The organism is Aeromonas sp. A35_P, assembly GCF_002259925.1.
Taxonomy (GTDB): domain Bacteria; phylum Pseudomonadota; class Gammaproteobacteria; order Enterobacterales; family Aeromonadaceae; genus Aeromonas; species Aeromonas dhakensis.
This window is the reverse complement of sequence record NZ_NEVB01000021.1, coordinates 1-13,601: the sequence shown is the minus strand read 5'-3', so window position 1 is coordinate 13,601 and position 13,601 is coordinate 1. Positions and strand designations below refer to the sequence as shown.

Below are 13,601 nucleotides of genomic sequence, written 5' to 3'. Positions count from 1 at the left end.
TGCCGCAGATAAGGCCTATAGCAGCAGGGCTCTGCGGGCAGAACTCCGGCGCAGAAAGATAAAAGCGGTTATCCCGCAACGCAGCGACCAGCAACGGCACCATAAGGGACGTCCACTGGTGTTAGACAAAGCTCGTTATCGTAGGAGAAATGTGGTCGAACGGTGCTTCGGATGGCTGAAGAAGTTTCGCCGATTCTCAACGAGGTATGAAAAGCTGGCGGGAAGTTTTGCTGCTTTTATCAAGCTGGCTTTCTGCCTTCGTTACTTACGGGAACTATTGGTGGACAGAAAACCAGCATTTTGAGAACGCAGCCTAAGCCCCAGCGCCTGCCCCACCGCCAGACGCTCCTGATCCATGGCCGCCGCAGCGCGTGCGGTGGCCGGGGAACAGCAGTCCTTGTAGTAGTTGAACTCGCCACCAAAGTTCTCGAGCAGCCCCATGTTGAGGGTGGTCAACAGGGGGTGGCCACCGAAGTTGATGTTCTCAAGTCCGGCGCTGATGACGTTGGGCAGCGCGGTGAGGGGCAGGGGCATCAGCGGTTGCAGCCGGGCAATCGCCTGGTCGGTGCGGCTCGCCGGCAGGGCGGCGAGGGGCAGGAAGCGCTTCATGCCGAGGATGGCGAGCTCGGCCGGGCCGACGATGCGGGTCGCCCAGGGGATGGAAATGGCATCGACGAAGGTGAGATCGAGCTGGCCATACCCCTCTTCCTCCTGAATGCGTTTGAGCACCAAAGAGCCATAGTTGCCCGGCATCAGCAGGATCAGCTGGCCGCTGCGCAGGTGAGGGAGCATCTGGCGAAACAGGGGCTCCTGGGCAAAGGAGGGAACTGGCAGGATCAGGACGTCTGCGTAATCCACCGCCTCCTCCACCCGGCGGGTGAGGCGATCGACGGCTTGAAAGCCGGCGTAGGTCAGGGCAACCCCGTTATGCTCTGCCAGGGCGCGGATGCCACCGACGGCGGCAATCTCGTCCAGGGGGGCATCATACCCCTCGGCTCCAAACAGGCAGACGCTCGCCCCTTGCTGGGTCAGGTGGTAGGCCGCCGTCAGCCCGGCGTTGCCCGAGCCGAAGATCGATACTCGCATGTGTGCACTCCTCCTCATGGGTGAGGACCCAGAGTAGGAGCGCAGGATCCTGCCCCTCCAATGACGAAGGCGGTGGGCACCATGCCAAAAGCGCATGGTGGCGCAACAGATCGACACAACTCACTGAAAAACAATAATAAAAATGTATTCCCGCTGAGCGAGACGAGCGCGGCTAACTGTGATCTGGCGCATCCCCCAGCTCGCGGATGGCGCCGATATGGAGCAGGATCCCCAGCTCGTCGGCCAGCAGCCAGAAGCGCTCCACAAACTGCTCGGCGTGGCGATGGATGGGCCTGAGCCCCGGATAGAGGATGTCGAACTCGAACGGCAAGGAGAAGCGCAAGGGGCGCATCACCAGGCTCGACTGTTCGCAGGCCAGGGTGGCGGTGAAGGGGTCGGTCACCGCCATCCCCACCCCCTCGCGCACCAGGGCCGCGGCCGTGCTGGCGAGCGATACCTCCAGTTGCTGGCGAGTGGTGAGCCCATAGCGATGCAACAGGGCATCGAGCCGGCGCTGCTGGGGATCCTTTTCATGGCGGATGAGGGGCTGATCCGCCAGATCGGCCACATCCAGCGCCGTCAGCGCCGCCAGGGGGGAGCTCGCCGGCAGCAGGCAGACGCTCTCGCAGCTCACCCGTTGGGCCTGCACCCCGGGCCAGCTCCCCTCCACGAAGGCAACGCCGATGTCGGTGGTCTGGCTCTGGATGCGGCGCAGCACCTCTTCGGAGCGGTAGGTCTTGAGTCCCACTTTGAGCCCCTCGCTATCGCGCAGAAAACCCGCCACCACCCGGGGCAAGAAGGCGTTGGAGAGCAGTGGCATGGCGGCGATGTTGAGGGAGCCAAAATGGCGGGTGCGAATGGCGTCCGCCGCGTGATCCAGCCCGGCCACCGCCTCGAACACCCGGGCCACCTCCAGATAGAAGGCCTGCCCCTCGTCGCTGAGCTCGAGGCGATTCTTCTTGCGTACGAACAGGGTGAAGCCGAGGCGACTCTCGAGGGCGATCAGCAAGCGGCTGACGGCGGGCTGGCTCAGGTTGAGGCGCTCGGCGGCGGCGGTCACCGTCTGACACTCGACGATGGCGCGAAAGGCATTGAGTTGTGAAAGCTTCATGGCGGCCTCGGGGATTGCAAAGAGTGGCACCCTATCAAAAGGGGAAAAATGACACCATGTTGCTCGATCCGTTTTGGGCGCAGCCCCACTCTTCGCCCCACCACGACGATGACAAGCCTGATCGGGCCCTGCTTTGCGGATGTACCAGCAGGCACGGGCAAGCGCCCGGATTCCCGTCGCCGGCGCCAGCCAGAGCGGACGAGGCCACCTGCGGGTGGCCTCGTCTATTTGTCGGGTTCGAGAGAGCCCGTTCACCTCTGCTGTACGACGCCGGCTTGTGATCCTCTTCACGCTTCGCGGCCGGATCCCGCCAAACTAGGAAATTTTCCTACCCCCCCTAGGGATGGCTCTCACGCCATTTGCAGCGCGCCTCATTAAAGTCACGCTACCTGATGTGGTTACCCGACCCGCGCCATGGCGCAAGGGACGGGCATGGGTTCAATCGACAGGGGCTCGCCGCGCATCGCGCCCGCTTCCTGTTGTTCTTTCCGTGGCGTGACCTCCAACTCCAATCAAAAAGGGTGGAACGCGGCGGAAACAGCGTCTATCTCGCAGAGGATGAACGAAGATGTTTAAACTGCTCGAACAGGTCCGGGTCCCCACCCTGAACCTGCCGGTCGAAGCCCGGCGCAAGCTCTGGTTCAAACCGTTTATGCAATCCTATCTGGTTGTGTTCATCGGTTACCTGACCATGTATCTGATCCGCAAGAACTTCAACATTGCGCAGAATGACATGATCCAGGAGTACGGTCTCTCCATGACCGAGCTCGGCATGATCGGCCTTGGCTTCTCCATCACCTACGGGGTGGGCAAGACCATCGTCTCCTACTATGCCGATGGCAAGAACACCAAGCAGTTCCTGCCGCTGATGCTGATCCTCTCCTCCCTCTGCATGCTGGGCTTCAGTGCCAGCATGGGCGGCACCGGTTTCAGCCTCTACCTGATGATCTTCTTCTACGCGGCCAGCGGTTTCTTCCAGAGCTGTGGCGGCTCCTGCAGCTACTCCACCATCACCAAGTGGACACCCCGCAACAAGCGCGGCACCTATCTGGGCATGTGGAACCTCTCCCACAACGTGGGCGGCGCCGGTGCGGCCGGTGTGGCGCTGTTCGGTGCCAACTACCTGTTCGATGGCAACGTGCTCGGCATGTTCATCTTCCCCTCCATCATCGCGCTGATCGTCGGTTTTGTTGGCCTGCGCTTTGGTAGCGATTCGCCGGAAGCCTATGGCCTGGGCAAGGTGGAAGAGCTGTTTGACGAAGTGGCGAGCGAAGAAGACGTTGCCACCGAAGAGCAGAAGCTGACCAAGTGGCAGATCTTCGTGAAGTACGTGCTGCTCAACAAGGTGATCTGGCTGCTCTGCTTCGCCAACATCTTCCTCTACGTGGTGCGCATCGGTATCGACCAGTGGTCCACCGTCTATGCCCACCAGGAGCTCGGCTTCTCCAAGGAAATCGCCATCCAGGGCTTTACCTTCTTCGAAGTGGGCGCCCTGGTCGGTACCCTGATGTGGGGTTACCTCTCTGACTTGGCCAACGGTCGCCGTGGTCTGGTGGCCTGCGTGGCACTGGCGCTGATCATCGCCACCCTGGGGCTCTACCAGCACGCCACCACCCAGTTCATGTTCCTGGGCTCCCTGTTCCTGCTGGGCTTCCTGGTGTTCGGTCCGCAGCTGCTGATCGGCGTGGCCGCCGTGGGCTTCGTGCCCAAGCAGGGGATCAGCGTGGCCGATGGCGTCAAGGGCACCTTCGCCTACCTCATCGGTGACAGCTTCGCCAAACTGGGTCTGGGCATGATTGCCGACGGCACCCCCATCTTCGGCCTGACCGGCTGGACCGGCACCTTCGCGGCGCTGGACATGGCCGCCGCCGCCTGTCTGGTGCTGATGGCCTGCGTCGCGGTTGCCGAAGAGCGCAAGATCCGCCGCATCAAGCGGGAGCTGAAAGCCGCCGCCCTGGCTGCCCAGTCCGCCTGAGCCCCGGCATCCGCCCTATCTTAAGATTTCACTCCGTAGTGTGCATTCGGCCCGCCCTCTGGCGGGCCGTTTTTTATCCCCTTTTTCCCCGTTTGTCCCTTTTGGGGCCGCAAAAACGCTCACCCCTTGCCCATCCCTTCAACAGAGCGCAGTCGGGATCCCATTTTTACCTCCGCCCCTTTGGCAAGGCCGCCCCTTGGCGCTATCTTGTTGCCCCACCCGAATTTGCCGTGAGAGCCCATGAAGATCCTCGCCGTCACCGCCTGCCCCACCGGCATCGCCCACACCTACATGGCCGCCGAGGCGCTGCAAAAAGCCGCCGACAAGCTGGGGCTCAAGATCAAGGTCGAAACCCAGGGAGCCATGGGGCTGGAGAACATCCTCACCGCCCGCGACATCTCCGGCGCCGATCTGGTGCTGATCGCCTCCGACATCGAGATTGAGCAAAAAGATCGCTTCCTCGGCTGTCCCATCCACCAGGTGGCGCTGGAGGCGGTGCTGCTCGATGCGGTGGCCGTGCTCAAGACCGCCGCCCCCGGCGTCTGAATGCTGATCCGCGAGATCTCCTTTCACTGCAGGCTTGGGCTCACCATCACCCAGGCCAAGCAGTTGAGCCGGCTGGCCGGGCTGTTCAAGTCCCATATCCAGTTCATCAACGTCACCCGCCGCCAGGCGGTGGAGGCGACCAACCAGCTCTCCCTGCTCACCCTGGCCACCCAGCCCGGCGATCTCTGTCTGCTGCTGATCGAGGGGCTGGATGCCGAGCTCGCCCACATGGCCTTCACCTGCTGGTGCGTGGAGCTGGGCCAGCCGCTGGGGCGCCCGGGCAGCGCCGCCCTGGCCGAGCAGCGCCTGGGCCAGGCCCTGCCCGACTATTGCTTCACCCTGGCTCAACTTGGCCATGCCACGGCCCCCCTCGACAAGGGCCAGGCGCTGGCGGTGCTGGTGGATCTGCTGCCCGCCGCGCTGATAAGCGACAGGCCAGCGCTGGAGCAGGCCATCGCCGCGCGCGAGCAGCTGGCCGCCACCATCATCCGGCCCGGCCTCGCCATGCCCCACGTCATCTGCCCCGCCATGAGCCGACCCGCGCTCTCGCTGCTCAGCAGCAGCGAACCCATCGAGTGGGGCTCCGCACTCGGGCCGGTGCAGACTCTGATTTTGCTCGCAGTGCCCGCCGGCTTGCCCCCCGAGCAGTTGCGTCCCCTCACCCGGCTGGCCCGCGCACTGATGGACGAGCAGGTGGGTACGGCGCTGCTGCACGCCGGCTCCGCCCCCGCCCGTCAGGCCATCGTCATCGACGGCCTGCTCGGCTGAGCGGCTAGCCCCGTCGTTCATGCCCGTGACAGCCCCCTGTGGTACACTCGCCCTTCCTCTGTTTTTGGTATGCATGCGATGAAATCAGCCCGTCCCCGTCTCTCCCTCTCCGCCCGTCCTAACGCTGAACGTTCGGCCAGCAGAGCCGCCGCCACGGCGCGCCCATCCCAACGCCGGGAGGCGCAACACGCCATGAGAGACAAGGAGGGCGAGTGCAAACCGGCCCCCGCCCCGGCCGATCGCAAGCTGCTGCTGTTGAACAAGCCCTACATGGTGCTCTGTCAGTTCACCGACGAGGCGGGCCGCGAGACCCTCAAGGATTACATCACCGAGCCCGGCATTTATGCCGCGGGTCGGCTCGATCGCGACAGCGAGGGGCTCTTGCTGCTCACCAACGACGGCAAGCTGCAGGCGCGCCTCACCCAGCCGGGGGAGAAGACCCCCAAGACCTACTGGGTGCAGGTGGAAGGTATTCCAAGCGAGGAGAAACTGGCCGCCCTGCGCGCCGGAGTGGAGCTCAACGACGGCATGACCCTGCCCGCCGGGGCGCGCATCATGGCGGAACCGGCGGTGTGGCCGCGCAACCCGCCCATTCGCGAGCGCAGGGAGATCCCCACCTGCTGGCTGGAGATCAAGATTATCGAGGGGCGCAACCGCCAGGTGCGGCGGATGACCGCCCATATCGGTCACCCCACCTTGCGCCTGATCCGCTACGCCATCGGGGAGTGGACCCTCGATGGTCTGGCACCGGGGGAGAGCCGCGCCCTGCCCGCTCCCGAGCTGGCACCAGCACCACGGCATTCTGCAACGCACGGCAAGCCGCGCACAGCCGCCAGGCCACAGGGAACCGGCAGCAACAGCAAGGCCCGGCCGGCCCGTCACGCCCAACACCAGGAGCGGGACAGCCGCGAAGCGAGCCCCCGCCCGGCCAATCGCAGCGGCGGCCGTGGCACCGCACGCCGCCCGGCCCGCAGCAAGCCATCGGAATAACACGAGCAAGCCATTTGGCCAGCGTGCCGCAACATAGATGGCACAACCTGATCGAGTGCCACAGCAAGGCACAATACACAAGACAAGGAGTCCCAATGAGCGATCATCCCCCCCCTGCCCGCCCGCCTTACCGTGGCCGCCCTGGTGCACTGGCAGGGCCGTTTCCTGCTGGTGGAAGAGGAGATAAAAGGCCAGCGCCGTTTCAACCAGCCCGCCGGCCACGTGGAGCCGGGGGAAGATCTCATCCAGGCAGCCTGCCGCGAGCTGAAAGAAGAGACCGGGCTCACCGCCGCTCCTACCACCTGGCTCGGGGTCTATCTCTACAAGCCGGCGGACAGCGAGGCCACCTTTGTGCGCATCGCCGTCATCTTCGACCTTGAAAAGGCGCCGGGTCAGCACCATCCAGAGGATCCCGACGGCGACGTGCTGGCCTGCCACTGGCTCACCCTGGAGGAGATTGCCGAGTGCAAAGCGGCCCTGAGAAGCCCCTTGGTGTGGCAGTGCATTCAGGACTATCTGGCGGGCACCCGCTTGCCGCTGTCGGCCCTCAAGGCCTTTATCTGAGAGCCGTTAGAAGCTCTTTTTGACGCCGTGGGGCCGAGACAAGAAAAACGATTTCCTGCTGCCGGGTTCCTGATGGGAACGGCGGCATGGATATGTGACCGGGGGCGCGAAATTCTGGTAGAATACGCCCCGTTTAAACGAACTGGTAACTTCGACTAATGACAGACAACAGCCAAATCAAGGTGATCGTCGGCATGTCCGGCGGCGTGGATTCTTCCGTCTCGGCCTACCTGCTCCAGCAGCAGGGCTATCAGGTCGAAGGCTTGTTCATGAAGAACTGGGAAGAAGACGACACGGACGAGTACTGCTCTGCCGCCCAGGATTTGGCTGATGCCAAGGCCGTCTGCGACAAGCTGGGGATGAAACTCCACACCATCAACTTCGCCGCTGAGTACTGGGACAACGTGTTCGAGCACTTCCTCGAAGAGTACAAGGCCGGCCGTACGCCGAACCCGGATATCCTGTGCAACAAGGAGATCAAGTTCAAGGCGTTCCTGGAGTTCGCCGCCGAAGAGCTGGGTGCCATCTACATCGCCACCGGCCACTATGTGCGCCGTGACGACAGCACCGGCCGCCCGCGCCTGCTACGCGGTCTGGATACCAACAAGGATCAGAGCTACTTCCTCTACACCCTGAGCGAAACCCAGGTGGGTCAGAGCCTGTTCCCGGTCGGCGATCTGGAAAAACCCGAAGTGCGCCGCATCGCCGAGCAGCTGGATCTCATCACCGCCAAGAAGAAAGACTCCACCGGCATCTGTTTCATCGGTGAGCGCAAATTCAAGGACTTCCTGGCCAAGTTCCTGCCCGCCCAGCCCGGCCCCATCGAAACCGTGGATGGCAAGGTGATCGGCGAGCACCAGGGGTTGATGTATCACACTCTGGGCCAACGCAAGGGGCTCGGCATCGGCGGGCGCAAAGATGCCACCGAAGAGGCCTGGTACGTGGTCGACAAAGAGGTCGAGCGCAACACCCTGATAGTGGCGCAGGGGGAACATCCCCGCCTCTACTCCGATGGCCTGATCGCGAGCCAATTGCACTGGGTGGATCGCACCCCCATTCGCGAACCGCGCCGCTGCACCGTCAAGACCCGTTATCGGCAGGAAGATATCCCCTGCCTAATCCAGCCCATCGACGATGAGACCATCCGGGTCATCTTCGACGAGAAGCAGGCTGCGGTGACCCCGGGCCAATCTGCCGTCTTCTACGACGGGGAAGTGTGTCTGGGCGGCGGCATCATAGAGCAGCGTTTCAGCCATCCGGTGTAAGGGCTGGACGCTCACAAGCGTCCGCGCTCTACTCCCTTCTCCCCTCACGGGAGAAGGGACAAAGAAAAACAGCACAAGGCAGCGATACATGATTGGCAACTTCCAGGCCGGATCATGGCATCGGCCGGTGAATGAACAGAACAGGGCTGTGAAGATATGAGCGACAAATTCCAAGACAGAACCATGGCCTTTGCCGGCATCTGCCAGGCCGCCTACCTGGTGCAGAAGGTGGCCCGCGACGGCAGCTGTGACGAAGCGGCCCTGCGCGAGAGCCTCTCCAGCATTCTGGTGACCAACCCGAGCCAGCCGCTCGAGGTGTTCAACAACACCCACCTGGCCATTCGCGACGGCTACCGCGCCCTGGTCGAGCAGCTGGGCGCCGACGGCAGCCAGAAGAATGCCGAGCTGACCCGCTACGTGGTGAGCCTGATTGCGCTGGAGCGCAAGCTGGCCAAGCGCAAGGACATTCTCAACATGCTGGGTGAGCGGATCGGCCAGATCGGCCGCCAGCAACAGCATTTCGACCTGCTCGACGAGCAGATCCTGGCCAACATGGCGAGCATCTACAGCGATCTCATCAGCCCGATCGGCCCGCGCATCCAGGTGGCGGGCACCCCGCTGTTCCTGCAGCAGCCGCTGGTGCAGCACAAGGTGCGCGCCCTGCTGCTGGCCGGCATCCGGGCCTGCGTGCTGTGGCGCCAGCTCGGCGGCAGTCGCACCCAGATCATCTTCGCCCGCAAGAAGATGGTGGAACTGGCCAAGCGTTACTAATCATTGGCTCGCGCACAGGCAGAGGGAGAACGAGGTGAACAGCCGCACATCAGCCTTGATAGCCCCCGGCCCGCGCGCGAGTGGATACGAATCCCCCACACCAATCATCAGGAGTTCACCCCATGGAGCTGTCCGCGCTGACTGCTGTTTCCCCGATTGACGGTCGTTATGGCGACAAGGCCGATGCCCTGCGCCCTATCTTCTCCGAATTCGGTCTGCTGCGTTTTCGCGTCGAAGTCGAGGTACGCTGGTTGCAAAAACTGGCCAGCCACGCCGGGATCCCGGAAGTCCCTGCCCTGAGCGCAGCCGCCAGTGCCCTGCTCGACGGCATCGTCAGCAACTTCAACGAGAGCGACGCCGCCCGCATCAAACAGATCGAGCGCACCACCAACCATGATGTGAAAGCGGTGGAGTACTTCCTCAAAGAGAAGGTGGAAGTGAACCCGGAGCTGGCCGCCGTCAGCGAGTTCATCCACTTCGCCTGCACCTCCGAAGACATCAACAACAACTCCCACGGCCTGATGCTGAAGACTGCCCGCGAGGAGGTCATCAAGCCCTACTGCGAGAAGCTGATTGCCGAGATCAAGCGCCTGGCCGCCGAGTACCGCGACATGCCGCTGCTGTCGCGCACCCACGGTCAGCCGGCGACCCCGAGCACCATGGGCAAGGAGATGGCCAACGTCGCCTACCGTCTGGAGCGTCAGCTCAAGCAGATCATGGCAGTGGAGATCTTGGGCAAGATCAACGGCGCCGTGGGCAACTACAACGCCCACATCAGCGCCTATCCGGAAGTGGACTGGCACCAGTTCTCCGAGGAGTTCGTCACCTCCTTGGGCCTGACCTGGAACCCCTACACCACCCAGATCGAGCCGCACGACTACATCGCCGAGCTGTTCGACGCCATGGCGCGCTTCAACACCATCCTGCTCGACTTCGATCGCGACGTGTGGGGCTACATCTCCCTGGGCCACTTCAAGCAGCGCACCATCGCCGGCGAAATCGGCTCCTCAACCATGCCGCACAAGGTCAACCCCATCGACTTCGAGAACTCCGAAGGCAATCTGGGTCTGGCCAACGCCGTGTTCCAGCACCTGGCGAGCAAACTGCCCATCTCCCGCTGGCAGCGTGACCTGACCGACTCGACCGTGCTGCGCAACCTGGGGGTGGCAGTGGGCTATTCGCTTATCGCCTATCAGGCGACCCTGAAGGGCATCTCCAAGCTGGAAGCCAACGCCGATGCCATGGCCGCCGATCTGGATGCCAACTGGGAAGTGCTGGCCGAGCCGATCCAGACCGTGATGCGCCGCTACGGCATCGAGAAGCCCTACGAGAAGCTCAAAGAGCTGACCCGTGGCCGCCGCGTGGACGCCGAAGGGATGCGTACCTTTATCGACACCCTGGAGTTGCCGGAAGCCGTCAAGGTTGAGCTGAAGAAGCTGACCCCGGCCAACTATATCGGCGACGCCCAGCGTCTGGTCGACCTGCTGAAATAAGCGGGCGAGAGAGTATCGGGGGCCCTGGGCGCCAGCCACAGGGCCCCCTGTTGTTTTCCCTGCCCAGGCAGGGCCACGAGTGGCGTTGCCCAAGCCCGTCTTGGGCAACACCTCTCTCACAGAGACACGAGAAGACCATGTACCAACTCAATCTGGATATCGCTCACTTCCTCGAGCACTACTGGCAGAAGCGCCCGCTCCTCATCAAGGGCGGTTTCACCGACTTTCAGGATCCCATCAGCCCGGACGAGCTGGCGGGTCTGGCCATGGAAGAGGTAATTGAATCGCGCCTGGTGACCCGCTTCAACAACAAGTGGGAAGCGGCCCACGGGCCCTTCGAATCCTACGATCACCTAGGCGAAGAGAACTGGACCGTGCTGGTACAGGCCTGCAACCACTGGGCCCCCGAGGTCAACGAGCTGGCGCTGCCGTTCCAGTTCATCCCGGGCTGGCGTTTTGACGATGTGATGGTGAGCTTCTCCACCCCTCATGGCGGCGTCGGTCCCCACATCGACAACTACGACGTCTTCATCACCCAGGGCCAGGGCAAACGCCACTGGCGCGTCGGCGATGCCAAGCCCTTGAACGAGTTCGCCGCCCACGCCGCACTGCTGCACTGCGAGCCGTTCGAGGCGATCATCGACGTCATCATGGAGCCGGGCGACATCCTCTACATTCCGCCTGGATTCCCCCACGAGGGCTACGCCATCGAGCCCTCCCTGAACTTCTCGGTGGGCTTCCGTGCGCCCGACGCAAAAGCGCTTATCTCCTCCTTTGCCGATCACCTGATCGACAACGAGATCCGCACCGAGCGCTACGGCGATGCCGACCTCAAGCCCCGTGCCCGCCACGGCGAGATCCAGCCCCATGAGCTGCACCGCCTGCGTGAGCTGATGCAGCAGGCCCTCGATGACGAGACCCTGTTCAAGGAGTGGTTCGGCACCATGATCTCCGAGGCCAAGCACGATCTGGACGTCAATCCGGTGGAGCCTGACTACAGCGCCGAGGAAGTGGCCGACCTGCTGACCCAGGGCGAGCCCGCCATCAAGGTGCCGGGCCTGCGCTCCGTCTGGTTCAGCGGTGAAAGCCAGACCTGCTACATCGACGGCGAAGCCTGGACCCTGCCGAGCGAGGATGCGGCAGCCATCTCGCTCTTGTGCGACAAGGACATGGTCACCCAGGCCGACATGGTGGAGCTGGCCGATCAGGCCGGTTTCCTGCAGCTGCTGACCCGACTGGTCAACCGCGGCTACTGGTTCTTCAACTGATCCCCCGCGGTGACAGAAGGCGCCCTCGGGCGCCTTTTCTATCTCTGCTGCCGACCGGGCCACCCCGGCTGCGCTTTCACTGCTTGCCTTGTCCACAACCTGCTTTCGAAGCTGAACCCACTCTTGACGGCACACCTGATGATGCTTTTTTGCGCAAGTGAAAGCTCGTATCATGCGGCCATTGCTCAAGCAGCCAGGTTTAGCAGAGAGGTATCCCATGCAGATCAGCACTCGTCCCATGCCGTTGCCCGGTTATGGCAACGCCTATCCCAAGCTGACCCCGGAGCAGCTAAACCAGGGCCGCGACAAGGCGCTGGACAAGAAAGATGAGTATGTTGCGAAGCAGGAGGAGAAAGAGACCACCCGCCGCACTCTGGCCGTCTCCTACACAGAGCAGCAGCAGGACAAGGCCGCCGTGGATCGCTATCTGCAAGCCAGTGGGCAGGAGAGCGATGATAAAAGCGCCCCGACGGCCGTCGATCTCTACCGGATGGAAGAACGCCACCAGCAGCAACAGCAACTCGGCGACTACCTGCAATACCGGCAGAGCCCCCTTGGCAAACAACTGGCGGGCATGACGGGGGCCGAGGATCGCAAGGGCAACCTGCTCGATACCCGCGCCTGAGCAAGCCCTGTACACGCAAGGGGATGACATAAAAAAAGCCCTCGCTGAGGGCTTTTAAGTGTTGCCGACAAGGGCATGGCCTGTTTTCCACACATCAAGAGTCGATACGGGTCCTTTATGGCCCAGGACGTGAACGCCTGAAAGCGTGCCCACTGCGTTATTTGGGAATAAACGCATTCTTGTAGAAGGAGCGGAATCCATTGTCCGGCACCTGAAATTCCACCCCATTGTACAATGACAAGGAGGCATCATCAGTCTTGTTCATGATTGCGCCATAGCGCGCATAACCACTTTTTCCATCGTGATACATAAAGTCCATCCGCGAAACCAGATCGCTGGTTTTCTTGAACAGCCGGCCAACAATCGGCGAGTCTGAGGGCATGGGATTATTGATGGTCCGCAGCAATTTCATGCTGGTATAGTCACCATTGTCATCCCGGGTCAGCAGATAATGGTAGCGGGTCTCGGGCGCCTGCAGACCACCTAACCGATAGATCACATTCACGTTGGTACCGAGTGCCAGTGCATTCAGGCCAGACGTTATCGGTGCATCGCGCTGACCGACAAAGTCAGATATTATCCTGCGGGCTACCCCACCTTTCACTTGATAGATATGCCGGGTCGTAAAGATAAGGAACATGGTCTCGTCAAGGCCATTGATGGCAACCACATCCAGCGGATACTCTTGCCACTCCAGATTTAATTGACTCGTCAGCTCATTGCTGCTTGTCGGGGCATCCTCCAGATGAGACGTCAAGAAGGCGCGGGAAAAGCTTGAGTTGTTGCCCAGCACCACGAATATTGCTGCGCGACTATTATTGCTTGCCTGACTCTCGACGGCATGCCAGCAGGCCTGCAAATCACTCGCCGGCCGCCAGTTACTGATTGGGGTGGTGGCTCCCGCAGTGAAGAAGTTCGATATATTTCCGTAGCCTGGCTTCTGAATATTGGCAAAGTTATAAATCCTGCCATTTCTCGGGGAGGTGACCAATGCCCCCGGCTGGGTATAAATCGGGTTGTCATGATCGGCGATACTCTGGACGTAATCCCAATCGGTATTCATGGTCCTTGCATCGAATGCGCATACCAGAGTGCGCTTCCAGTGGCTAGGGAAGGTGCGAACAAGTGGATCGCACCTT

Annotated in this window: 13 protein-coding genes and 1 pseudogene; 11 read left to right on the top strand and 3 right to left on the bottom strand. The window is 62.1% G+C overall.

All coding sequences use genetic code 11. From position 1 onward, the window contains the following. The coding region (locus CAK78_RS02010) for a transposase (RefSeq protein ID WP_141214104.1) at nt 1–304 on the top strand (304 nt) is incomplete at its 5' end. On the opposite strand, the gene CAK78_RS02005 is transcribed toward CAK78_RS02010, so the two are convergent. Together CAK78_RS02005 and CAK78_RS02000 are read right to left on the bottom strand one after the other, a co-directional pair. Then, on the bottom strand, nt 262–1,086 hold the full coding sequence (locus CAK78_RS02005) for an NAD/NADP octopine/nopaline dehydrogenase family protein (RefSeq protein ID WP_094696183.1): 825 nt from the start codon (nt 1,084–1,086) through the stop codon (nt 262–264). The two genes, CAK78_RS02010 and CAK78_RS02005, sit on opposite strands and share 43 nt — an antisense overlap. Nucleotides 1,087–1,258: 172 nt before the next feature. Next, nucleotides 1,259–2,197 (bottom strand): LysR substrate-binding domain-containing protein, encoded by a 939-nt coding sequence (locus CAK78_RS02000; RefSeq protein ID WP_094696182.1) that lies wholly within the window; start codon nt 2,195–2,197, stop codon nt 1,259–1,261. A gap of 568 nt (nt 2,198–2,765) precedes the next feature. Here CAK78_RS02000 and uhpT point away from each other — a divergent pair. The 10 genes from uhpT (at nt 2,766) to CAK78_RS01950 (ending at nt 12,462) form a co-directional block, all read left to right on the top strand. Then, nucleotides 2,766–4,172, top strand: coding sequence for a hexose-6-phosphate:phosphate antiporter (uhpT, locus tag CAK78_RS01995; protein WP_094696181.1), 1,407 nt, complete (start codon nt 2,766–2,768; stop codon nt 4,170–4,172). A gap of 240 nt (nt 4,173–4,412) precedes the next feature. Then, entirely contained in the window at nt 4,413–4,718 is a 306-nt protein-coding gene (locus tag CAK78_RS01990; RefSeq protein WP_094696180.1) for a PTS fructose transporter subunit IIB, read from the top strand. Continuing rightward, the gene (locus CAK78_RS01985) at nt 4,719–5,486 is read left to right on the top strand and encodes a PTS sugar transporter subunit IIA (RefSeq protein ID WP_094696179.1); all 768 of its coding nucleotides are present in this window, start codon (nt 4,719–4,721) and stop codon (nt 5,484–5,486) included. It begins immediately after the preceding gene. 69 nt (nt 5,487–5,555) lie between these two features. Beyond that, nucleotides 5,556–6,476: a pseudouridine synthase gene (locus CAK78_RS01980; protein WP_094696178.1), complete on the top strand. Its 921-nt coding sequence runs from the start codon at nt 5,556–5,558 to the stop codon at nt 6,474–6,476. A 114-nt stretch (nt 6,477–6,590) separates the two neighbouring features. Beyond that, nucleotides 6,591–7,040: an NUDIX hydrolase gene (locus CAK78_RS01975; protein WP_441296577.1), complete on the top strand. Its 450-nt coding sequence runs from the start codon at nt 6,591–6,593 to the stop codon at nt 7,038–7,040. Nucleotides 7,041–7,198: 158 nt separating this feature from the next. After that, the gene (gene mnmA, locus CAK78_RS01970; RefSeq protein WP_094696176.1) at nt 7,199–8,305 is read left to right on the top strand and encodes a tRNA 2-thiouridine(34) synthase MnmA; all 1,107 of its coding nucleotides are present in this window, start codon (nt 7,199–7,201) and stop codon (nt 8,303–8,305) included. Between the two features lie 156 nt (nt 8,306–8,461). After that, complete coding sequence (hflD, locus tag CAK78_RS01965) at nt 8,462–9,076, top strand: high frequency lysogenization protein HflD (protein ID WP_047434253.1); 615 nt, start codon at nt 8,462–8,464, stop codon at nt 9,074–9,076. A gap of 122 nt (nt 9,077–9,198) precedes the next feature. Beyond that, nucleotides 9,199–10,569, top strand: coding sequence for an adenylosuccinate lyase (gene purB, locus CAK78_RS01960; protein ID WP_094696175.1), 1,371 nt, complete (start codon nt 9,199–9,201; stop codon nt 10,567–10,569). Nucleotides 10,570–10,706: 137 nt separating this feature from the next. Further along, nucleotides 10,707–11,837, top strand: a complete 1,131-nt coding sequence (locus tag CAK78_RS01955) for a ribosomal protein uL16 3-hydroxylase (protein WP_094696174.1) — start codon at nt 10,707–10,709, stop codon at nt 11,835–11,837. Nucleotides 11,838–12,054: 217 nt separating this feature from the next. Next, entirely contained in the window at nt 12,055–12,462 is a 408-nt protein-coding gene (locus CAK78_RS01950; RefSeq protein WP_094696173.1) for a hypothetical protein, read from the top strand. A gap of 157 nt (nt 12,463–12,619) precedes the next feature. Here CAK78_RS01950 and CAK78_RS01945 read toward each other — a convergent pair. Next, nucleotides 12,620–13,601: pseudogene (locus CAK78_RS01945) on the bottom strand (hypothetical protein); the annotation flags it as partial.